General features: G+C 37.1%; 18 protein-coding genes. 9 read left to right on the forward strand and 9 right to left on the reverse strand.

Annotation, left to right across the window (positions count from 1 at the left end; all coding sequences use genetic code 11):
- The first annotated feature begins 56 nt into the window (after window positions 1-56).
- From EVJ47_04800 to EVJ47_04815, 4 genes are read left to right on the forward strand one after another with little or no spacing between them, the layout of a single operon-like run.
- Window positions 57-1,250, forward strand: a complete 1,194-nt coding sequence (locus tag EVJ47_04800; GenBank protein RZD14491.1) for a hypothetical protein — start codon at window positions 57-59, stop codon at window positions 1,248-1,250.
- Window positions 1,251-1,288: 38 nt separating this feature from the next.
- Window positions 1,289-2,638, forward strand: coding sequence for an adenosylmethionine--8-amino-7-oxononanoate transaminase (bioA, locus tag EVJ47_04805; GenBank protein ID RZD14492.1), 1,350 nt, complete (start codon window positions 1,289-1,291; stop codon window positions 2,636-2,638).
- A gap of 9 nt (window positions 2,639-2,647) precedes the next feature.
- Entirely contained in the window at window positions 2,648-3,277 is a 630-nt protein-coding gene (locus tag EVJ47_04810) for a DedA family protein (GenBank protein ID RZD14493.1), read from the forward strand.
- A gap of 21 nt (window positions 3,278-3,298) precedes the next feature.
- Entirely contained in the window at window positions 3,299-5,116 is a 1,818-nt protein-coding gene (locus tag EVJ47_04815; GenBank protein RZD14494.1) for a hypothetical protein, read from the forward strand.
- A 77-nt stretch (window positions 5,117-5,193) separates the two neighbouring features.
- Here the strand turns inward: EVJ47_04815 and EVJ47_04820 are convergent, their stop codons facing one another.
- Window positions 5,194-7,080 carry a hypothetical protein gene (locus EVJ47_04820; GenBank protein RZD14495.1) on the reverse strand — a complete coding sequence of 629 codons (1,887 nt, stop codon included), beginning with the start codon at window positions 7,078-7,080 and terminating at the stop codon, window positions 5,194-5,196.
- Complete coding sequence (locus EVJ47_04825; protein RZD14496.1) at window positions 7,058-8,566, reverse strand: AAA family ATPase; 1,509 nt, start codon at window positions 8,564-8,566, stop codon at window positions 7,058-7,060. The genes EVJ47_04820 and EVJ47_04825 overlap by 23 nt, the downstream gene beginning before the upstream one ends.
- Window positions 8,567-8,587: 21 nt before the next feature.
- Here EVJ47_04825 and EVJ47_04830 point away from each other — a divergent pair, with 21 nt between their 5' ends.
- Window positions 8,588-9,121 carry a hypothetical protein gene (locus EVJ47_04830; GenBank protein RZD14497.1) on the forward strand — a complete coding sequence of 178 codons (534 nt, stop codon included), beginning with the start codon at window positions 8,588-8,590 and terminating at the stop codon, window positions 9,119-9,121.
- A gap of 9 nt (window positions 9,122-9,130) precedes the next feature.
- Here EVJ47_04830 and EVJ47_04835 read toward each other — a convergent pair whose 3' ends face one another.
- From EVJ47_04835 to EVJ47_04865, 7 genes are all read right to left on the reverse strand, one after another.
- Window positions 9,131-9,859: a hypothetical protein gene (locus EVJ47_04835; GenBank protein RZD14498.1), complete on the reverse strand. Its 729-nt coding sequence runs from the start codon at window positions 9,857-9,859 to the stop codon at window positions 9,131-9,133.
- 13 nt (window positions 9,860-9,872) lie between these two features.
- On the reverse strand, window positions 9,873-10,874 hold the full coding sequence (gene fliG / locus EVJ47_04840; protein ID RZD14499.1) for a flagellar motor switch protein FliG: 1,002 nt from the start codon (window positions 10,872-10,874) through the stop codon (window positions 9,873-9,875).
- Window positions 10,875-10,876: 2 nt separating this feature from the next.
- On the reverse strand, window positions 10,877-12,478 hold the full coding sequence (gene fliF, locus EVJ47_04845) for a flagellar M-ring protein FliF (protein ID RZD14500.1): 1,602 nt from the start codon (window positions 12,476-12,478) through the stop codon (window positions 10,877-10,879).
- A gap of 69 nt (window positions 12,479-12,547) precedes the next feature.
- Complete coding sequence (fliE, locus tag EVJ47_04850) at window positions 12,548-12,880, reverse strand: flagellar hook-basal body complex protein FliE (GenBank protein ID RZD14501.1); 333 nt, start codon at window positions 12,878-12,880, stop codon at window positions 12,548-12,550.
- Between the two features lie 77 nt (window positions 12,881-12,957).
- Window positions 12,958-13,350 carry a flagellar basal body rod protein FlgC gene (gene flgC, locus EVJ47_04855; protein ID RZD14502.1) on the reverse strand — a complete coding sequence of 131 codons (393 nt, stop codon included), beginning with the start codon at window positions 13,348-13,350 and terminating at the stop codon, window positions 12,958-12,960.
- A gap of 89 nt (window positions 13,351-13,439) precedes the next feature.
- Entirely contained in the window at window positions 13,440-13,865 is a 426-nt protein-coding gene (gene flgB, locus EVJ47_04860; protein RZD14503.1) for a flagellar basal body rod protein FlgB, read from the reverse strand.
- A gap of 100 nt (window positions 13,866-13,965) precedes the next feature.
- Window positions 13,966-15,162 carry a hypothetical protein gene (locus EVJ47_04865; protein RZD14504.1) on the reverse strand — a complete coding sequence of 399 codons (1,197 nt, stop codon included), beginning with the start codon at window positions 15,160-15,162 and terminating at the stop codon, window positions 13,966-13,968.
- Window positions 15,163-15,253: 91 nt separating this feature from the next.
- Here EVJ47_04865 and EVJ47_04870 point away from each other — a divergent pair, with 91 nt between their 5' ends.
- The 4 genes from EVJ47_04870 to EVJ47_04885 all read left to right on the forward strand — a co-directional run bounded on the left by EVJ47_04870 (window position 15,254) and on the right by EVJ47_04885 (window position 21,257).
- The gene (locus EVJ47_04870) at window positions 15,254-16,678 is read left to right on the forward strand and encodes a sigma-54-dependent Fis family transcriptional regulator (GenBank protein ID RZD14505.1); all 1,425 of its coding nucleotides are present in this window, start codon (window positions 15,254-15,256) and stop codon (window positions 16,676-16,678) included.
- A gap of 130 nt (window positions 16,679-16,808) precedes the next feature.
- Complete coding sequence (locus tag EVJ47_04875) at window positions 16,809-17,492, forward strand: flagellar biosynthesis protein FlgD (protein ID RZD14506.1); 684 nt, start codon at window positions 16,809-16,811, stop codon at window positions 17,490-17,492.
- 298 nt (window positions 17,493-17,790) lie between these two features.
- Window positions 17,791-19,566: a flagellar hook-basal body complex protein gene (locus EVJ47_04880; protein ID RZD14507.1), complete on the forward strand. Its 1,776-nt coding sequence runs from the start codon at window positions 17,791-17,793 to the stop codon at window positions 19,564-19,566.
- A 56-nt stretch (window positions 19,567-19,622) separates the two neighbouring features.
- Window positions 19,623-21,257, forward strand: a complete 1,635-nt coding sequence (locus tag EVJ47_04885; GenBank protein ID RZD14508.1) for a flagellar hook-length control protein FliK — start codon at window positions 19,623-19,625, stop codon at window positions 21,255-21,257.
- Window positions 21,258-21,267: the final 10 nt, after the last annotated feature.

The raw sequence follows: 21,267 nt of genomic DNA on the forward strand, positions 1-21,267 counted from the left end.
ATAACAATAATATCTATAACAATAATATGAACCTGCCTATACCTATATTAGTTTTAATGTCTAAATCGGCTTTGCTCTTCTTAATATTTTTCTTTTTATTTTTGTACATAAGGGTAAAACTTTTTAAATTAAAAATTAATTTTTTAAATTTTGAACCGTCTAAAAGACACAAAAACCTTGTTGAATTAAACGGAATAATACATTTTCATACGGTTTATTCGGACGGCTCGGGAAAAATCGAGTATATCATTAAAATTGCAAAAAGGCTTAAAGCCGATTTTTTAATTTCATCCGACCATAATACCTTAAAGCCAAAATATGACGGCTTAGAAGGTTATTACGGCAGACTTCTTTATTTTGCCGCCGAAGAAATAAATACCGGGTTCGGACATCTTTTGGCGATCGGCATAAATAATGAGATTAAAAGGGGCGATTACTTCGATGTGCTGTCCAATATTAAAAAACAAAACGGCGTCTCTATAATTTGCCACCCGCACAACTGGTGGACTCCATGGAAAAATTTTAAAGTGAAAGGTTATGACGGGATTGAAATCATAAACCTTGATTCACAGTGGAGAGGGATGAACCCTTTGTACATATTTCTTGTTTTTTTAACATACAGGATAAATCCGTTTTATGCCATGCATTTTTTATCGCATAAACCGAAAAAAACCATAAAATTTTGGGATAGCGTTCAAAAACATAAGGATTTAAAAACAGGCATAGCCTCGACGGATGCGCATTCCAATGTTAAAATAACAAAGAATTTTAAGATTAAAATGCCTAAATACGAGGAGTTGTTCACCGTTGCAAGGACTCACATTTTGCTTGATAAAAGGCCATCGGGAAATCAAGATAACGATAAAAAACTTATAGCAGGGGCAATAAAAAACGGAAAATGTTATTTTTCATACGATATGTTTGGGCACCCGCAAGGTTTTTATTTCGAGATATTTTACGATGATAAGTTTTATGTTAGCGGCGATACATTAAATATGGACAAAAAAGATAAAAATGCTATAATATATTCCGGTATTAAGATTAATCCTAAAAAAAATAGATTTGCAATAAACCTGTTTCATAACGGTGCGAGGATATTTTCTTCCAAAAATAAAGATTTGGCGTACAAAATAGAACCGGTTTCGCGTTCATCGTTTTTTAGGGTTGAGATAGATGTATATTTCGGATGGAAGAAAATAACATATCTTTATTCCAATAATATCGAAGTTTATCGGACTATTCCAAATTAAATTTACCGGGTAAATATAACAAATTAAATATAATAAAAATGATTGACATAGAGAAATTAGACAAAGAATTTGTCTGGCATCCCTTTACTCAGATGCTAAACTGGGAAAATGAGCAAAACATTGTTATAGAAAGAGGTGAAGGGGTTTATCTTTACGATATTCGCGGCAACAGGTACATAGACGGCGTATCGTCTCTCTGGGTAAATATCTTTGGACACAATAACAGGGAATTAAACGAAGCTATCAAGGAACAGGTTGACAAAATATCCCACAGCACGCTTTTGGGGCTTGCAAATGTTCCATCCGCTATCCTTGCTCAAAAACTTATAGAAATTTCCCCAAAAAATCTCAAAAAGGTTTTCTATTCCGATTCCGGTTCAACATCCGTTGAAATAGCCTTAAAGGTTGCCTTTCAATATTTCAAGCAAAAGGGCGCAAAGTTCAAAAATAAGAAAAAAATAATAGCGGCAACCTCTGCTTATCACGGAGATACTCTTGGGAGCGTTTCCGTCGGGGGGATAGAACTGTTTCATTCTATTTATAAGCCGCTCCTTTTTGACACTATAAGAATTACATATCCTTATTGCTACAGGTGTCCGTTTAATCTTAAATATCCTGACTGCGAACTTCACTGCGCTAAGGAAGCCGAAAAGGTTATCGGCTTTCATGCGGACGAGGCATGCGCGCTAATTATCGAACCTATGATACAGGGAGCTTCGGGTATGATAACTATGCCGGTCGGATATATGAAAAAAATAGAAAAGGCATGCAAGGATAATGATGTTCTTTTAATATTGGACGAGGTCGCAACGGGGTTTGGCAGGACCGGCAAAATGTTTGCCGCCTTTCATGAGGATATTCATCCAGATATAATGTGTATTGCCAAAGGAATTACAGGGGGGTATCTCCCGATGGCGGCAACGCTTTTTACCAAGGAAATTTATGAAGGATTTCTGGGGAATTATGAAGACAATAAGACTTTTTTCCATGGACATACTTATACGGGGAACCAGCTTGCCGCAAGCGCAGCCGTCAAATCCGCCGAGCTTTTTGAAAAATATGACCTGCTCAATAAAATTAAGCCGTTAATATCGCATTTTAACGAAACCCTTAAGGACTTTAAGCTGCTTAACATCGTGGGGGATATAAGAAACATAGGTCTTATGGCGGGCATAGAATTGGTCAAAGACGGAAACACAAAGGAAACTTTCGCACAAAAAGAAAGAATAGGGCATAAAGTTGTTCTTAAGGCGAGGGACATGGGTGTTATCATAAGGCCGCTCGGCGATGTTATCGTCATAATGCCGCCCCTTATCATTGACAGGCAAACCCTTGACACGCTCTTATCGGTAGTTTACGATTCTATCAAGTCCGTAAACATAAATTAGCGGGGAAGCATGACTTTGAATCTTAAAGACTTAAATAAAAGCTATATTGGAATTTTTATACATTGGGCGCTTTCTTTAGGGTATCCGGGCATTATTTTTTTAATGATTCTGGAGTCTTGCGCCCTTCCCGTTTCATCCGAGGTTGTTTTAGGGTTTTCCGGTTTTTTATCGGGAGAGGGTAAGATGAACTTTTATCTTGTGGTTTTGAGCGCAACCGTTGGAACATTTATCGGCTCATCCCTGCTCTATTATATCGGAAAAAAGGGTGGAAGACCGTTAATCGAAAAATACGGGCGGTATTTCCTTATTAATAAAAATGATATGGATAAGGCAACCGCATGGTTTAAAAAATATGGAGGTTTTGCAGTATTTGTAGGCGTTTGCCTGCCTGTCATAAAAACCTATATAGGTTTCCCGCCGGGCGCTTCCCTTATGAATTATAAAAAATTTAGCCTTTACATCGTATCAGGTTCCCTTGTTTATAATACGGGTATAACATATTTAGGTTTGATAGTGGGAGAAAATATAAATGTTATACTTCCATATTTTAGCCGGTTTAGTATCTTCATAATATTGATTGTTGCAATATTTATAACAATATACCTTTACAGGCATATCAAATCGGCGCTCAAAAATTAACCGTTACGGGACACTGCGGGTATGGATATGTTTTTCAATAAGAATAAAAACCCTCATCCTGCCGCAACCGCCCGCTTTGCCGCTTACGGAGAAATCGTTTCCAATTTTGCCTATATGCCTTTTAGTTTTAAAAAACGAAAGGGAATGCTAAACAGTGAAGCCTCTAATAATGCAAATCTTGTAAATTCAAATATCTTATTGCAGGCGGTATCCTTAATTTTATCCATAATTCTTACTATCTTATTGAATAAAAATACAATTATTAACCCTGTCCTTATTTTTACGGAATATATTTGTATATGGATAATATTATCCCTATTTTTAATTATTTCTAAAAATAAAATTAATAAGATAAATATAAGTCAAAAAATTGACGCAAAAAATTTACCCAATAATTTTAAAAATAGCTTATGCAATATATCTTGCCAAACTGAGATTTATAAAAAAAATAAGCCATTTGACCTGGGTATTTTAAGCGGAAATAAAAAATTTCCGAATCTGCTGATCGGGCTTGATAGGAAAAAAAGGTTTGAACATACGCTCATTGTTTCTCCCACCGGCGGCGGAAAGACATCCCGCTATATAATTCCTAATATTATAAATGACGCAAAATATGCCAATTTAAGCATATTTACGATAGACATCGACAGCCCTTACCTTTATGAATCCGTTAAAAAAGAATGGACGGAATCGGGGAAAAAGATTATACATTTTGACCCTTACTTTCCCGGAAGACAGAGCGGCGCCCTTCCAAAAATCCATTTTAATCCCTTAATAGACAAGCAAAAAAAACATCTTTCAAACGATAAATTATATAATTTGTCTTCCTTGCTTTTTTATCCCGACAGAGCGGAACTAAACGGCGGTGATGTTCACGCCCACAGGTATTATTCGAAAAGGTCGTCTGATATATTTTACGGATGTCTTTTATACCTTAAATACAAATATGAGGTTAAATATTTTAATCTTATCACCGCTAAGAGTTTCTTTGAAAAGGGCATTAAGTTCGTCGAAGGAGAAATAATAAAATTTAATGGGGAAAATAATAAAAAGGTAAAAGAGTTATTCAATAACTTCTTGGAACTTCCGCCTTTCGAAAGAGCAAAAATTATCACGGATATACTAAACACCCTTGACTTTTTGAATGACGAAAATGTTACGGCTTATTTTAAAAGTAATGCCGGTATTGATAAGGATAAAACAGGAAGCGAGGATTTTTTTATAGATGATTTTTTCGAAAATGATACTCTCTTTATAACCTCCGTACCGAAGGAAAGGATAAATTCTGGGGGAGCAAAGCTTATGTCGTTTATAACCAATATTTTTATAAACGGGGTATATGAGGATAGAAGAAAAAGATTGAGAGCGGATATTAACGAAATTAGCGGCAGCGAAAACAAGGGTGAATTCCGCGACATATTTATGTATTTAGATGAGTTTCCTGCATTATCTTTAAATAACTTCGATGTCGAACTTGCAAACTTAAGAAAAACAAACACAGGCGTATGTTTAACCGCACAGGATATCGCCTTTATAAAAAGCAAGTACAGGGATACTTCTTTAATTACGGCGAATATAGGAACCCATATCATAATGGGTCATGCAAGCCATGAAACTTGCGAATATTATTCGGGCATGTCGGGGGAAAAATATGTATTTCACAAAGAATTAATAAAAAGGGATATTAAATCTTTATGGTATGACGCCCTTCACGAAACACCTGTTGCATCGGGTTTGTATCCGCTAATATCGGCGGACGAAATAAAAAATATGGACGGGGATAGCGTTTTAATCTATACAAAATACCTTAATCCTTTCATATTAAATTCCCCTCCTTAAAAAGGAGGGGAGCCCGTATATTTTTCTGTGCTTTTAAAAGCGGCGCTTTTTGCAGGAAAATATGGGCGGGGCGGTTTTTATTTTTGCAGGTTGATAGCGCTAATCATTGAAGCGGCAAGATTTTTATAGATTCCGGAGACTGCATTACGGTTAAGTTTTTCATAATATTTTAACGCCTGCGTCCTGTTGTTTAAATATTTAAGGTAGATAAAGGCTATTTGAGACAGCTCGTATTGGAAGTGCCTTCCGGATTTGTCAAGGGCGTATCCCTTTTTAAAATCTAAAAGCGATGCCGCATAGTTATGAAATTTATAATTTATAAGACCAAGATAATAGTATGTGCCGTATAAAATATTTTCATAGCTCCTTTTTTTCGTGTATCCATTCTTGACAGCATCGTTAAAATATATCGATGCATTTTTCATATTGTTTTGATTATATTCATAGACGGCCAAAAGATAAAGATTTTTTATTTTTTCTAATCCATAGAATATGTCTATGTTTTCTTTTAAAAGATTTATAAGCCTGCTTTTATAATTTAGTTTTTTATACAATTCTATTTTTAAGTTAATTATGCCTGTTTTCGTGGCATTTTCTTTGACGCTTTTAAAAGGAATGCCGTTTAAAAGGAGCAGCGATTCTTTGTATTTTCCGGCTTCGTAATAAACGAAAGCCAAAAATAATTTCGAATTTATATTTTTACTCAAATCGTAATATTTTTTTGCATAAACCGCGGCGTCCTTTTTGTTGTTTTCTTTAAGTTTAATTTTGGCAAGATATAAATAAATTTTGGGATTTATAAATTTATTTGGAATTAAAAATTCCATTTTTTCCATTATTTTAAATGAATTTTTAAAATCATTATGTTTATACATATTTTTTATGATTTTAAATAATAAATCCGATGCCGATTTTTCATATATAGCCATATCTTTTTCGGGCAGCAGGTAGCTAAACAATATTCTTTTTAAGTATTCAAGACTTGTTTCGTATTTTTTATTTTTTTTATAAAATTCTGCTAAAAATTTCAAAGCGGATAATTTAATTTCGGGATAATCCGTTTCCAGCGACTCATTTTTTATGTATTTAAGTCCCGCCGGATTATTTTGCTTTATTAAAGATATTCCGTAATATAGCGCCGAAGCGTGATAATAGTAATCCGAACAATATTTAGAGGAATTTGCGAAAAGATTTTGCGCAGCCATGTATTTTTTTTCTTTTAAAAAGATAAGCCCTTCAAAATAATATTTATAACACAAATCCTTTTCTTTCGGATAAAATAAATTTTTATTATTTAAAATTATTAATGCATCGGATAAATTATTTCTATATTTTATAAGATAATTCAAATAGACCGACTTGAAATAATTTCCGCGTTTCTTTAAATATTCTATTTTTTTTAAAATAGTCTTGACATCGTCTTCGTTGAATAATTTATTTGCTTCTTTTACTTTTCGATAAGCCGCATAAGAAAGGGTTAAATAAATAAGAGACCTGTCATTTAACCCCGCTCCCTTTTCCGTTTTTTTTAGTAAAAAATCGAAATCTCTTATAGAGCGCCTGTAATTTTTAAGATTAAAATCGCATCTTGCCATATAAAATATGACATCATAAATTTTTTTATAATCCGGGTTTTTATATATAATTCTTTGAAAATAGGGCTTTGCCATAAAGAAGTCCCTGTATTTATAAAGTATTTTGCCGTATAAGTAATATACATCGGATGAAAATGTTTTTCGGAGCGGTTCGTTGTCCAATATAAATTTAACCCCGTTCAATGCGCTTCCTAAGTCGCCCACGTTATAATATTCCACGGCTTTACGATACAACATAAGGGCTTTTTTATTTTCGACCGGCGCCGTTTTTCCATAAGCTTTATTTAGAAAAAAAGAGTGCGTTGCCAATAAAACTATTAAAGCGATAAAAATAGGCCGATTTTTTTTATTTCTTTCTATTTTTTTCATATCTTTTTAATTTTTCTATAAGGGTGGTCCTGTTTAAGCCAAGCATTCTTGCGGCTTTTTCTTTTACCCCTCCGGATGTTTCCATAGCCTTTCGTATAATCTCGAACTCGATTTCTTCGATTTTATCCTTAAGATTGAACTTACAATCTTCGGAGCTCATTTGCATGTCTTTGATATTCGGCACAGTTAAATTGTTAATCGCATCTTTTTTTTCTATTTTATTATTTTCCGTATTTGCGCCGCTTTTAAAATATTTTTCGGGTATATCTTTGTTCGTGATTAAACCGCTTTCGTTTAATACTACAAGCATCTCGATAAGATTTTCTATTTCCCTGATATTTCCGTACCAGTCGTAATTCAGAAGGGTTGCAAGCGCATCTTCCGACATACCGTAAATCTGATTATTTTGATATGCGCTGAATTTTTTTAAAAAATAATAGATTAATATAATAATGTCCGTTTTTCTCTCTCTTAAGGGAGCTAAATGAATCGGGATAACATTAATTCTGTAATAAAAATCCTCCCTGAACAGATTTTTTACAATCAAATCCTCAAGATTTTTATTTGTCGCAGAGATAATTCTTGCATCTATTTTTTTTGCCTTTATAGCGCCGATAGGTTCTATTTCGCGTTCCTGGATTACCCTTAAAAGCTTTACCTGGAGCGAAAGACTCATATCGCCGATTTCGTCTAAAAATATGGTAGATTTATCGGCAAGCTCGAATCTTCCGGGTTTATCGTTAAAAGCCCCCGTAAAAGCCCCCTTTTTATATCCGAAAAGTTCGCTTTCGAGAAGCCCTTCGGGGAAAGCTCCGCAATTTATGGAAACCATCGGCTTTTGATTTCTGTTAGATTTGCCGTGTATTAACCTTGCTATAAGCTCCTTTCCCGTTCCTGATTCCCCCGTTATTAACACATTGCTGTCGGATTGCGATATTTTATAGGCTTTTTCAACGGTTGTCCTGATATGATTTGAAATCCCGTATATATTAATCCCGCGAGAGCCCCCGGTATCAATATCCGTGTCGTCAAATCTTTGACATAAATCTGCCAAAAGGGAGGATTCTTTATCGATAAAAGCGTTATAATGTTTTTTCTTAAAAATTTTTGAATCTATAAATTTTTCATAATTAAGATATTTAATATTTTCAGGGTGAATTATATGGTCGATGTCATGTTTTATAAAAAAGATTAAATCATCCGTATTTAAATTGTAAATGCTCTCGATATATACAAAAAGCTTTACATTTCTTTTGGGGGATATTTTTGATATTTTAGATATAAAAGTTTTATTATTTTCTATAATAATGTAAGTATTATTGCCTACATTGGCGGGAAGTTCTTCGATGTTTTTCAGTACGCTTATCTTGTCTTCGCCTATAGTTTTTTTTAGTCCATTCTTCAAGAGGCTAATCGTCGCCTTTGATTTGATTATGATATAAACTAATGATTTAAAGTTTTTTTCGGTTTGACTAAAGTTACTCATATTATTTATAATCTATATATTATGATAACAATTATAATAGACGGATATAACTTCATTTTCAACTCATATTTTAAAATCAATGTTAAATCCGAGAAACTCCAAAAACTTAGAGATGATACCGTCAATTTTTTATCAAAATATTATAATGTAAAAAGAAATAAAGTGATAGTGGTTTTTGACGGGTACAATACGCTTGAATTGTCGGAATCGAGGTATATTCTTCAAAATATCGAAATAATATATTCCAAAAAGGACGAAAAGGCGGACGATGTTATTGTAAGACTTGCAAAAGGGTGTGAAAATTCTATTGTCGTCACGAATGACAATGAAATCAGAAGGAGCGTCGAGGGCGTGAACTGTTCATGTATGAGCCCTGAAGAATTTAAAATGCTTGCAGGGAATATTATTAACGGCGGTTATAGCGATATTGCACCGCACCGTGCAGGGGAAGAAGGGGACGGGGACGGGGATGCATCAAACCGTAAGAAAAAGGGGAATCCGCACAGGCTTTCAAAGAAGGAAAGGCTTAAGATTAAAAAAATTAAGAAAATTTGAATATTTTCCTTAGTTGGGCGTTATTTTCGTAAAGGCTTTTTTTATTTGTGCTATCTGCGAAGCCAATCTTGCGTCTATTTCACCAAAATCGGTTTTTATTATAACATCCCCAGGCAGGATGTTTGGGTCGGGCAAAAATTCGATATTAGTTTCTTTTGTTATAGAATCTTTTATTAAGTCAGGGTTTTTATTTATTGTATTATAATCGGCGGCGTTTAAATAAATCTTAAAATTTACCGTTGCCGATGTGTTATTTATTGCATCGGCAATTATACTCCTCAACGCATCATAATTTGTAGAAACAATTTGTTTTGTAATGATTTGAGCAATATCGAAGGTTAATTCTATTACATCTGCTTTTACATCCTCGTACAGTACATTTTTAAACTGTTCGATGGAATTTGCAGCTTTCCGAATGTTTTTGATGCTATCTTCCAACAATCTTAACGCCTCGTTCCTGCCCTCGTTAAAACCCCCTTCGTAGCCGCTTTTTCTGGCGCTGTCGAAGACGGCTTTCTCCCTGCCCTGATACTCTTTCCCCAATTTCTTTTTATAATTTTCTATATAGCTTAATATATATTTTTGAAGTGAAACAGGGACAGGTTCCAAAGCCGCCATTAATTCATTATTATCGTCTTTAACTTCGTTTTGCAGGACATTGACTAATAGTGTTTTATTCCCGTCATATACGGTCTTGCCCTCTATGTTAACACCGTCGCCTTTTAGAATTTCAGCCATTATTTTAATTGCTTTAAACAAGTTTTTCGCTTTCGCTTTTTACGGCTAAGCTGATTTTGCCTTCATCCTCAAGCCTTCTTGCAATCTTTAAAATTTCGTGCTGCACCTTTTCTACCTCGGAAAGTTTTTTGGGTCCCAATGCCTCTAAATCATCCGCTATCATTTCCTGCGCTCTTTTTGATACATTGGCAAGAATCTTATTTTTGAGCTCGTCGGAAGCTGTTTTCAATGCCATAACAATCTGGTCGTGTGATATCTCTCTAAGCATTAACTGCATAGATTTATCGTCAACCATTGCAAGATCGTCAAATGTAAACATAAGCTCCCTTATCTTTTCCGCCTCTTCTTTATCCATCGTTTCGATATCGTTTAGTATAGGTTCTTCGATGGATTTGTCCATATTGTTTAAAATATCGGCCACTATTCTCACTCCGCCCACTAACCTGCTCTGGGTTTGCCCTGTCGATTTTAACTGTTCCTGAAGAACCTCGTCGAGGTCTTTGATTATACCCGGCGGAACTCTTTCTAATTTGGACAGCCTGAAGACTACCTGCGACCTTATCGACGACGGCAGGAGACCTATTACCGTCGCCGCCTGTATAGGTTCTAAATGCCCCAGTATTAAGGCAATAGTTTGGGGATGTTCATTTTTTACGAAATCTGCGATAACATGAGGATCAAGCCATTTTAATGTTTGAAGCCCTTCTTCCTCTATAGGGCCGTGCAGATTATCTAATATTTTTTTTGCTTTATCGGGATCAAGAGATTTGGCTATAAGGTTTTTAACAAAATCATCCCCTTTAACGACTATGCCGACTTTTGAAAAATTGGAATTAAAATCTTTCAGCACCGATTCGGAGTCGTCTTTTTCGATTATCGGAAGCTGGTCCATATATTTCGTAATTTTCTGTATTTCCATTAATTCAAGCCTTTTTATAATTTCGGAAGCCGCATCTTCGCCCACCGAAACTAGAAATATCGCCGCCTTTTCCGGACCTGAAAATTTTCTCGCCATTTTTATACTTCTCTACCCGTTTCTTTTAATAAATTTTTTACATAATTTGTTGCGGCATCGGGGTCGGTTCTAACGATGTTTGTTGCGACATCCTTTATATTATGCTCTGGTTTCGGAACAGACTCCTGTTTTATCTGCGTTAAGGCTTCAAGCCTTTCTTCCTCCGCGGTTTTCCCCCTCTGTTTTGATTCATAAGCGGTAATATATTTTATTATCGGTCTTAAAACAAAAAATATTAAAAGGGCAATGCCCAGCAAAATAGCGGCGTATTTTAGTATTTCCCCCAAATTGGATTTGATAATAGCCGTAAGTGTTTTTTTAGGCGGCGGAGTTATGGCATAGTGAATTTTTTTGAAAGGAATATTCGCCACCACAACCTTGTCGTTGGAGGCTTTTGAGTATCCGACCGCTGTTTCTACGATGCTTTTAAATAAACTCATTTCGGCGGACGATCTGGGTATATATTGTAGAGATATTTTGCCCTGCGGCGATTTTATTTCCTTATATGTTCCGTTTATGAGAACGGAAGCGTAAATTCTTTTTATTGTTCCTGCCGGATACGAAATTTTTTCGATTTTTTTAGAAACATCATAGTTGGTAGTATCTTTTCTTACAGTATGAACACTTGGTTTGGCAAGAGGAATTGGGGTTTTGCCGGGCGGAAGATTAGACTTTGCTCCCGGAATGCCGTATGGTCTTACGGCGCCCGTAGAAGAAGATCTATAAGTCTGCTGTGAAACAATCGCCGTAGTATTAGGGTCGTAAGTTAATTTTGATTCCGTTTTTTTCGAAAAATCAGCTTTTACATAGACTTTAGAGTTGACATTACCCTCCCCGACCACGGGTATCAGCATCGAATTTATCTTATGTTCGAGGTTTTTTTCGATTTTATGAACATAGGTTAATTGATTGACGGTGTATTCAAATGTTTCTTTTGTCGGGACGGATAAAACCTGCCCGTCCGTATCAACTATCGTTACATTTTTAGGCTTTAGCCCCTCGACGGCGCTTGCTACCAAGTGTATAATGCCGTTTACCTGCATTTTGTTTAAATGCATTCCCGGTCTTAATTTTACGATGACCGATGCTTTTGCGGGAACCCTTCTGCTTACGAATATAGACTGCCGCGGCAAGACAATCAGGACTCTGGAATATTTAACCTGACTGAGTTCATTTATCGTTCTTTCAAGCTCGCCCTGAAGCGCTCTTTGATAATCTACATGCTGGATAAAGTCCGTCATTCCTATTTGAACCTTATCGAATATGGAAAATCCGACCCCTTCCTGATGGGGGAGGCCTATAGATGCCAGCTTTAAACGGGTTTCGTAAACCTTATTTTCGGGAATTAATATTGTTTTTCCCTGATTCGAAAGCTTATACGGAATAGAGTAAGAATGCAGCTTGTCAATTATTGCAGAGGCGCTTGACGAATTTAAATTAGAATAAAGAACGCTGTATTTAGGGGTTGCGGCATAGATAGCCGTAAAATAAACGGCTCCTGCGACGGCTAAAATCAAAAGAGAGAACACAATCTTTCTTTCTATTGACAGTTCCGTGTAAAACTTTGCTAATTGGGAACCGAAATCTTTAAAAGATGTCGCCATAGTTTATAAAATTTTTAATTGGAATCGAAAGAGTTCAGCCTGCTATTCTTTGACGAATGCAGAATCCTGTTAAACTTGCATATTTATAATTTGATTATATGCCGTTATAATTTTATTTCTGACCTGCATCATTAACTCGAAAGAATTATTAGCTTTTTCCATATCTATCATTGCCTGATGAATATTCGAGGATTGCCCCGTTGCAATAGCCGATGCTTGATTATTGGCGCCCTCCTGAAGATTATTTACTTTATCGATGTAATTTAAAAGAGTATTTGCAAAAGAACCGCCGCCACTTGAGCCTGCGGCCTGGTTTGCGCCGCCGGCAATATTATTTGGGTTAAGTTCTTTAATAGAGCCTGGATTTAAATTATTTGCATTATTTATTATAATCGCTGACATAAAATCACTCCTTAAATTTTAAAAATAACTATTTTATTATTACTTAGTAGTATATCACAAATTTTTCCGATATAGCGTCAAATTTTTAACGATGCCTGGGACATGGCTTTTGACTCGGCTATAACCTGCGCATCAGCTTGATACGCCTTCGTCGCCGATATCATATCCACAAGCTCCCTTATAGATGAAATATTCGGGATTTTTACATATCCAGCCTTGTTTGCCAGCGGACTGCCCGGGTCATATTTTTCCGAAAACGGATTTTTTGCATTTTCAATCCTTTCAACCTCGACGCCAAAGTAGTTTTTAAATTTAACTGTTTTAAACAGCGGTTCTTTTTTGACATAAGGCAGACCGTTTCCCGCGTTATCCGTATTGATGTTTGCAAGGTTGGAAGCAATAACATTCATTCTAATTCTTTCGGCGTTAAGCCCCTGGGCGGCGATACTTAAAGAATCGTTAAAACTCATAATCACACCTGATTTATTTTATATTGTTAATTTTGTTAACGGGGTCAGGGGATAGGTTTCAAATCTGTCCCCTATTCCGATTCTGTCCCCTATGGATTAGCCTGCGTTATAGCATAATTTAACATGGTGAATTTTTTTGTCAGGAGACCTGCCACCGCTTCAAATCTGATAGCATTGGATGCCATATCCGTCATTTCTTTGCTTAAATCGACGGTATTGCCGTCCAACGGGGGAATGGATTCATCCGTTTGATTATGAACAAAAGACTTTATAAATCCGGAACCGTTAGGCGCGGCATCATATATGTCTCCGTTTGATAAATCTTTTACGGAATTTGTTTTCATGGGCAAAAGCGACTCTGACGGCACCAAGCTCCTCATAACATCTTCAAAATTTAAGGTTTTAGCCCTGTATCCCGGCGTATTGGCATTAGCGATATTGGAAGCTATTATGTTTTGCCTCCCGTCAAGCACATTTAAACTTTCACCAAGTATATCGTAAATTTTACTAAACATAATTTATTATTTCCTCATAAAAATATAATTTTGGTAAACGCAGGCGAAGACATGGTACGAATCTATTAATTAAATCTATTAATTAGATTTTATGCAATATTTATGCCAAAGCCGGCAAAAAAACGCTAATTTTGGCTCCGTCCATTTCAGGGGAATTTTCCGCGTTTATATAGCCTCCGTGAATTATGACATTGTTTAAAGCGATTGGTAATCCCAGTCCTGTTCCTCCGCTTTTTTTAGTCGAAAAAAATGGGTTAAAAATGTTTTGGATTATATCTTTTGAAAATCCAGTCCCGTTGTCTTCAAAGTCGATACAAACATAATTGCCTTCCCCGTCTTTGGCATTTTCTTCGACAAAACGCGATATTATTCTTATTAGCCCGCCATTTTCCGGAACTGCATGGGCGGCGTTTATTAAGATATTCAAAAACGCCTGACCTAATAAATTTTCGTCAGCCTCAACGATTAAATCATCGTCTATCCCGTTAATTATTTTAATATTTTTTTGTTTTATCAGATATGAAGCGAAGATAAGGGATTTATTAATAATTTCCCGCAAGTTATATCTTGAAATGGATGGGTTTAATGCTTTAGAAAATTCCAGTATATTTGTTATCGTAGCGTTCATATTTTTGACGGCGGATACGATATTAGAAACAATCTCTTTGTGTCCTTCATCATTAAGCTCTTTTTGCAAAATGGAAGCGAACAAGTCGATAGAACCAAGCGGGTTCCGTATTTCATGAGCAATTTTTGCGGACATTTCGCCTAATTCCGCCAATCTTTTAAATTTCTTTATCTCCTCTATATTTTGGAATATAAAAATTCTTCCTGAGTATTTTTTATTATTCCCGTGGACGGCCTTTGTGTATAAAAATATATGGATATATTTGCCTTCGCCTGTTTTCATTATTTTTTCTATCGGATTATACAGGGGCTTTATAAAATCAACGGTTTTGGAATTGCTAAAAAACATTTTTATAAAATCTTCTATATCTTTATTTAAATAACTTACTAAATTGTATTCTGGCATAAGTTCGGTTAAAAATTTGTTAATAAATTTAATTCCGTTTTTTTCATCCGTAATAATTATTCCAAGCGGCAGACTTTCAAGGACGGTATTAAGGTTTTCTTTCAAATCCTTAATTTCTTCTTCCAGATTTTTATAATTTTCCGAAAGTTTTTGCGAGGCTATCTCGAAGGATTTAAATGCTTCCTTTAACTCATCTTTATCAAGAAATGACCTTGCGTTATCATTAATATCGATATTTTCTTCCATAACATAAAATTTTATCACAAAAATAAAAAATGCTATAATGAAATTTATTTCATTAATCCGGCATTAGAAATTTATTTACTGCCGGAATAATATATAAGGATATAAAGGTATGGCGCAGGATAAAATATTAATAGTGGATGACGACCGACATATGCGCTCGGCGCTAAACTTAAGCTTAAAAAAGATAGGCAAAGACGGTGAAATATTTTCATCCGCCGAAGATGCTTTAAAATTCATTGACATGACAGGCAAGGATAACCTTGAAAACCCGTTTTTTCTTATAGTAAGCGATTTAAATCTCCCAAATATGGACGGTGTGGCTTTTTTGGAGGAAATAAAAAAAAGAGAAAATTACAAAAATATCCCGTTCGTTATTATTACGGCATACGGGACAATAGAGAGCGCGGTTCTGGCCATGAAGCTGGGCGCAACTGATTATCTTTTAAAGCCCTTTAATATAACGGATTTTGAAAGGGTAATAAAAAATGCGGAAAAAATTTCCCATATTTTAACTAAAGAAATTAAAAATATAGAAACATTATCTTATAACGGGGACAAACACGCTTTTATTTATAAAACAGGCAAAATGAAGCAAATAAACTCCTTTATAGATATAATCGCTCCCTCGGATGCGACGGTTTTAATAACAGGGGAATCCGGAACCGGCAAGGAGGTTGTCGCAAGACGCGTGCACGAACTCAGTAAAAGGAAGGGTAAGTTTATCGGGGTTAATTGTTCCGCTATAGTGCCGACCCTTTTGGAGAGCGAACTTTTTGGCCATGAAAAAGGCGCTTTTACGGGGGCCGCGGCAAGAAAGCCCGGAAAATTAGAGCTTGCAAATAATGGAACTATACTGCTTGACGAGATAGCCGATATGGATAAAAATCTTCAATCAAAAATTTTGCGAACCCTTCAGGAAAAGACTGTCGATAGGGTAGGGGGAGACGAGCCTGTCAAAGTGGATGTCAGGGTTATAGCCGCTACAAACAGGGATATAGAAAAAATGGTTTTGGAAGGCGCTTTTAGGGAAGACCTTTTTTATAGGATTAATGTTATCCCCATACACCTGCCGCCTTTAAGGGAAAGAAAAGAGGACATTCCGCCGCTTGCAAAATATTTTATGGAAAAATATTCCAAAAAATACTATCGAAACTGCATTAAAATATCGGAGGATGCTTTAAATTATTTAGTGTCCTTAAACTATCAGGGAAACATCAGGGAACTTGAAAACATGATAGAAAGGGCGGTAATTCTTGCCCAGAAAGACGAAATCATAGATATTGCCCATTTCGGAAGTTTCGGTTCATCCGGTTATAACGGCCCGGCCGCCATTCCGAAGGCCTGGAGCAAAGCGGTAATCAGGGAAAACGAATCCGGCATTACAAGTTTAAGTATTAAAGAAATGGAAGAGAAACTCATTATTGCCGCTATTAAAGAAACAAACGGGAACAGGACAAAAGCTGCCGAAAAGCTGGGAATAACCGCAAGAACCTTAAGAAACAAACTCAAAGAACTCAACCTAAGCGATGTTTAATGGTTTGGCATAATATTTGCTTTTACATAAAGTAATATTAAATTAATTTTATTTTATGGGAAAAATTTTCCCTTTTTGAAAATATTTTAATTTAAATGAATAAATATTAATAAATTATAGGAGAGAAAAAATGTCGGTAAATTCACTTTTTCCTGCAACGACATCTACTGCTGCTGCCAATACTGCTGCTGCGGCTAATTCTGCAAACTCAAATAGCCTCATAAGCGAAAATACCTTTATGAAATTAATGGTTCAGGAACTCCAAAACCAAAATCCGTTAGACCCGATGTCCAATACCAATTTTATTTCCGAGCTTGCCCAGTTTAACTCCATGAACCAGCTTACCTCTATGAATTCTACTCTTCAAAGCCTTGTATCCTCGCAAAATCAAGCAGTGCTTAGCAATGCCGCAAACTTGATAGGACGAACGGTTCAGGCAAACGGCAACTCATTTGGATTCACGAGCGGCAGCAGCGCATCCTTAAAATATTCCTTGCCGCAAAATGCTAATTCCACGTCGATAGATGTTTATGACAGCTCTGGAAATCTTGTTTATAACACAAATTTGGGTCCGCAAAATTCAGGCTCTCAGTCGTTTAACTGGGACGGGCTTGAAAACGGCGGTTCCGCGGCTCCTACGGGGAACTATTCATTTTCGGTTAACGCAACGGACGCATCGGGTAATCCGATAACCGCAACCACTTATTCGAACGCCGCGGTTATGGGACTAACCACATCTAGTAGCGGCGCTGTAGAGCTTGAACTGAGCAACGGTTCGACCGTTCCGCTTTCGAGCGTTACGAATGTTAGCTAATATATGTCATTTCCGCGCAAGCGGTTGGCTGTCATTCCTGCGTAGGCAGGTCGGCTGTCCCAACCCGCTTCAGCGGGAAAGTTCCAAAGGAACTTCACGAGTGCCGTAAGGCATGAGAGCGAAGCGGTAATCCAGACTTAATAAAACAACTAATTATGCCGATTTATATAAAAGTATTTAAGTATTAACAAATAAACTGAAAAACTGGATTCCCGCTTTCGCGGGAATGACGGTTAAAATCGAAAGCGGGGCAGATTTTAATCTGTCCCCTGAAAGAGACAATACGGAGGAGTGAAAAATGGGAGCAAATGCGCTTTTTACCGCAGTATCAGGCTTAAACGCCAATCAAACGTACCTTGGGGTCATAGGAAACAATATTGCAAATTCTAACACAATCGGTTTTAAAAGCTCCGATCCGATTTTTCAAAATCTTGTGAGCCAGACATTAAGCGGCGTCTCAAGCTCTCAGGAAGGCCTTGGAACCTCGGTTTATTCTATTCAACAGCAGTTTGGGCAGGGAGCATTGGAGACTACTTCGAATCCTTTGAATATGGCGGTTGACGGAAGCGGCTTTTTTATAGTGCAGTCGCCTAACGGCTCGACCTATTATACGAGAAACGGGCAATTCAGCGAAAATGCGCAGGGGCAGATAGTAGATTCGACCGGTCAAAATATCGTTCAGGGATATCCTTTAAATGCCCAGGGGATTTCTACATCCGGCACCCCCCAGCCTATAAGCCTTACAACATCGGCAATTCCGCCGCTTGCCACGACAACGGCAACGCTGACTGCAAACCTTGATTCTAATATATCGCCGCAGACTACTCCTACGACAACGACTGGAACATTTATGGGCGGGTATCTTACATCGAGCGCTTCCGCCGGTTCATCAACCGTTAATGTCGATATGACTTATAAAGGCGCCACGGGAAGTGCACCGACCTCTTTGCTTATTGGTAACGGCGACGGAACCACTAATCTATACACGGTTACTTCTTATGTCAGCGGAGGCGTAACATATACCCCTGCGACTTTACCGTCGGGTTCGGCCGTTACATCCGTAACTTTATCTTCTCCGCTGACCTCTTCCGTTCTTCAAAATACCGCGATTTCGCAAAATACTTTAGGATTAACCAGCACAAGCGGCGTTTTGCAGGGTTCTGATATGCAGATAAATACAAACGGTAACAGTACTTCAAGCGACCCCTATCAATTTCTTAATACTGTTGCAAGCGTTAATTCTAACAGTACGGTAAATTTATCGAACGCAATGCCGGTTCCGTCCGGCGGCTCATTTACGGCAGGCGGAGGCGTTATAGCCGGTCCTGCATCGGACTATTATTCTACGACGATTAATGTTTACGATTCTCTTGGAAATTCACTGCCGATGACCGTTACCTTTGCTCCGACTTCTTCATCTGCAGGCAATTGGAATGTTTATTACACAATTAACGGAACCGCCGCTCAAAGATCATCTTTTTCCACTATAACTCCTACTTCAGCTCCAAACTATGATGTGCAATTTAATTCAAACGGACAGATTGTTTCAGGGACAACACAAACGCTAACCGATGTCCCCGCTTATGTAAATCCGGCTCCGGCGACGCTTCAGGACGGCGCCTCCGAACCGTTAAATGTCGCTTTAAACTTAAATAATCTGACCCAGTATGCCGCAACTTCTGCTACGACGGCATTCACCCAGAACGGCTATTCTACGGGAACCCTTACCAGTTTTACCGTTGACCAGAACGGAAGGATTTCGGGGCTTTTTTCGAACGGACAGACAAAATACTTATATCAGGTTGCCTTAGCAAACTTTATTGCGCCTACAGGACTTGTTTCGGAAGGAAACAGCCTTTACGCGCAGAGCTTTCAGTCTGGACAGCCTGCCGTGGGCGTGGCAAACTCCGGAAATTTCGGCTACATTACGGATTCGGCACTGGAACAGTCCAATGTCAATATTTCATCCGAATTTACCAATATGATAATTGCTCAGAACGCTTATGTCGCCAATTCAAAGGTTTTGACGACCGAAAATGCGGTATTGACGGCTCTTGAAACGGCTATTCCATAATTTATTTACTTAAGTTAAGTTAAATATCCGGAAATATCAGGGTTCATACAAACATTATGATGATGTCAAATAATTTTTCGCCGGAGTTTTCCGGCGAAAAAATCAATATGAGTAATAATTTTGCGCCGGCGAAACAGGGGGCTAAACCTGCCGCTCCGGATAATACTTTTTCCGTGAACGGGAATGCCATGCCTGAATCTTTGCGGCAAAATTCCCGCCACGTCCATACTGCCGCCGGAAACTTTAAAAATATATTGAACAGGGCATCGGATAAAGGATATTTATCGGGGGAGGGCGAGCCGGTTAAAAATAAACACGGCGATAAAAATAATAAACATCATAATTTTGGCTTTGCTTTATATGCAGAGCCGCCTTTAAATACGGATAAAAAACAAAACCCGGTTATTTTATCGTCTGACGGCAACGGTAAAGATTCAGGCGGGGGTATTAAAGGCAATGAAGCCTCTAACGGGAATGGGAGTATAAATATTTTATCCGGCAATAAAAAATCGGCTCAAAATCCCGGTAGTAAGGATAATTTTTCCGGCGGAAATAATACCTTAAGCGAAAGCGGGACTGCGGGCGCTAATAAAAATGATATTAATCCTGCTATTATTACCGATTCCGCAGATTCCAAAATTTCTCCAAATTCAGCCGAAGATAAAAATGGGAATAAAAATGATAATAAAAAAATTGACGGTAACGCTGATACTGCCAATATTGCAGGTACGCAAACAAACCTGAACCGGAAATCAAATTTATCTTTATCAAAACAGGCTTCGGACAATTCAATCAATCCTGATGTAAATATAACCGATAACACGGATAACATACCTGGTAAAAGGGCGGCCAATAGTCTTCGGAATAATAAAGAGTTAAATAACTCAAATAGAATAGTAGAGGACAAAAAAAATATAAATTCCGAAGCGGCGGCGGGAAACGGGGACATTAAAAACAGGCTTAATACAGGTTTAATGTCGAATATAAAACACGGACTCACAAATATAACTAATTTTACCGTTCAAAATTATGAAGCAAAATTGGATTTAGCCCGTTCAAATCTTAAAAACGATAATAACTTGACTATAAATAAAAGCATTGATTTTTTGAATAATGCCGGTCTATCAAATTCAAATTCAGGAAATTTGAACGGAAACAATGCGGGGACTACTAATTCCGGCAGCGGACAGATAAATGTAAACGGTCTTAATAATATAGAAAGCAGTGAATCGTCAGGTAAAATTGCCATAAACTCCGTTATGTTTATGGTTAAAAGAAATATTCAATCGGCTACGATAACGCTAAAACCGCCTTCGCTGGGAAATGTCAGGATTGACATCGTGTTGAAAAATCTTCAGTCTAATCTTATAGACGCCGGCGGCGGCAAGGCTATTACGATTAATATGCTTGCCCAAAATGATGCCGCAAAGAATATGCTCCAATCATCGTCGTCAAATCTTCAAAATGCGCTAAAAGGGCAGGGTTTTTCTTCGATTAATTTAAATATTAATCTGGATTCCGGCAAGAATAATCAAAACGGCGGGAATAATGAGGAAATCAATAAAAATCAGCTTTCCAAAAATTATTCTAGCGGTTCCGTTAACGGCGGTAAAGCCGTCTCCGGCGGTTCCTTTTCAGGTTTTAATATGACGCGTTATAATCCTGACGCGATAATAGACTATTTTATTTAGGTATTTTATA

Source organism: Candidatus Acidulodesulfobacterium ferriphilum (genome assembly GCA_004195035.1).
Classification (GTDB): Bacteria; SZUA-79; SZUA-79; order Acidulodesulfobacterales; family Acidulodesulfobacteraceae; genus Acidulodesulfobacterium; species Acidulodesulfobacterium ferriphilum.

Coding starts and splice junctions, on each gene's coding strand:
- flgC (RZD14502.1), bottom strand. CDS start 13,350: ATGAGTTTTAACGATTCTTTAAGTATCGCCGCCCAGGGGCTTAACGCC.
- EVJ47_04835 (RZD14498.1), bottom strand. CDS start 9,859: ATGGCTGAAATTCTAAAAGGCGACGGTGTTAACATAGAGGGCAAGACC.
- fliG (RZD14499.1), bottom strand. CDS start 10,874: ATGGCGAGAAAATTTTCAGGTCCGGAAAAGGCGGCGATATTTCTAGTT.
- EVJ47_04830 (RZD14497.1), top strand. CDS start 8,588: ATGATAACAATTATAATAGACGGATATAACTTCATTTTCAACTCATAT.
- EVJ47_04825 (RZD14496.1), bottom strand. CDS start 8,566: ATGAGTAACTTTAGTCAAACCGAAAAAAACTTTAAATCATTAGTTTAT.
- EVJ47_04880 (RZD14507.1), top strand. CDS start 17,791: ATGGGAGCAAATGCGCTTTTTACCGCAGTATCAGGCTTAAACGCCAAT.
- EVJ47_04800 (RZD14491.1), top strand. CDS start 57: ATGTCTAAATCGGCTTTGCTCTTCTTAATATTTTTCTTTTTATTTTTG.
- flgB (RZD14503.1), bottom strand. CDS start 13,865: ATGTTTAGTAAAATTTACGATATACTTGGTGAAAGTTTAAATGTGCTT.
- EVJ47_04820 (RZD14495.1), bottom strand. CDS start 7,080: ATGAAAAAAATAGAAAGAAATAAAAAAAATCGGCCTATTTTTATCGCT.
- fliF (RZD14500.1), bottom strand. CDS start 12,478: ATGGCGACATCTTTTAAAGATTTCGGTTCCCAATTAGCAAAGTTTTAC.
- EVJ47_04870 (RZD14505.1), top strand. CDS start 15,254: ATGGCGCAGGATAAAATATTAATAGTGGATGACGACCGACATATGCGC.
- fliE (RZD14501.1), bottom strand. CDS start 12,880: ATGTCAGCGATTATAATAAATAATGCAAATAATTTAAATCCAGGCTCT.
- EVJ47_04815 (RZD14494.1), top strand. CDS start 3,299: ATGGATATGTTTTTCAATAAGAATAAAAACCCTCATCCTGCCGCAACC.
- EVJ47_04885 (RZD14508.1), top strand. CDS start 19,623: ATGATGATGTCAAATAATTTTTCGCCGGAGTTTTCCGGCGAAAAAATC.
- EVJ47_04875 (RZD14506.1), top strand. CDS start 16,809: ATGTCGGTAAATTCACTTTTTCCTGCAACGACATCTACTGCTGCTGCC.
- EVJ47_04810 (RZD14493.1), top strand. CDS start 2,648: ATGACTTTGAATCTTAAAGACTTAAATAAAAGCTATATTGGAATTTTT.
- bioA (RZD14492.1), top strand. CDS start 1,289: ATGATTGACATAGAGAAATTAGACAAAGAATTTGTCTGGCATCCCTTT.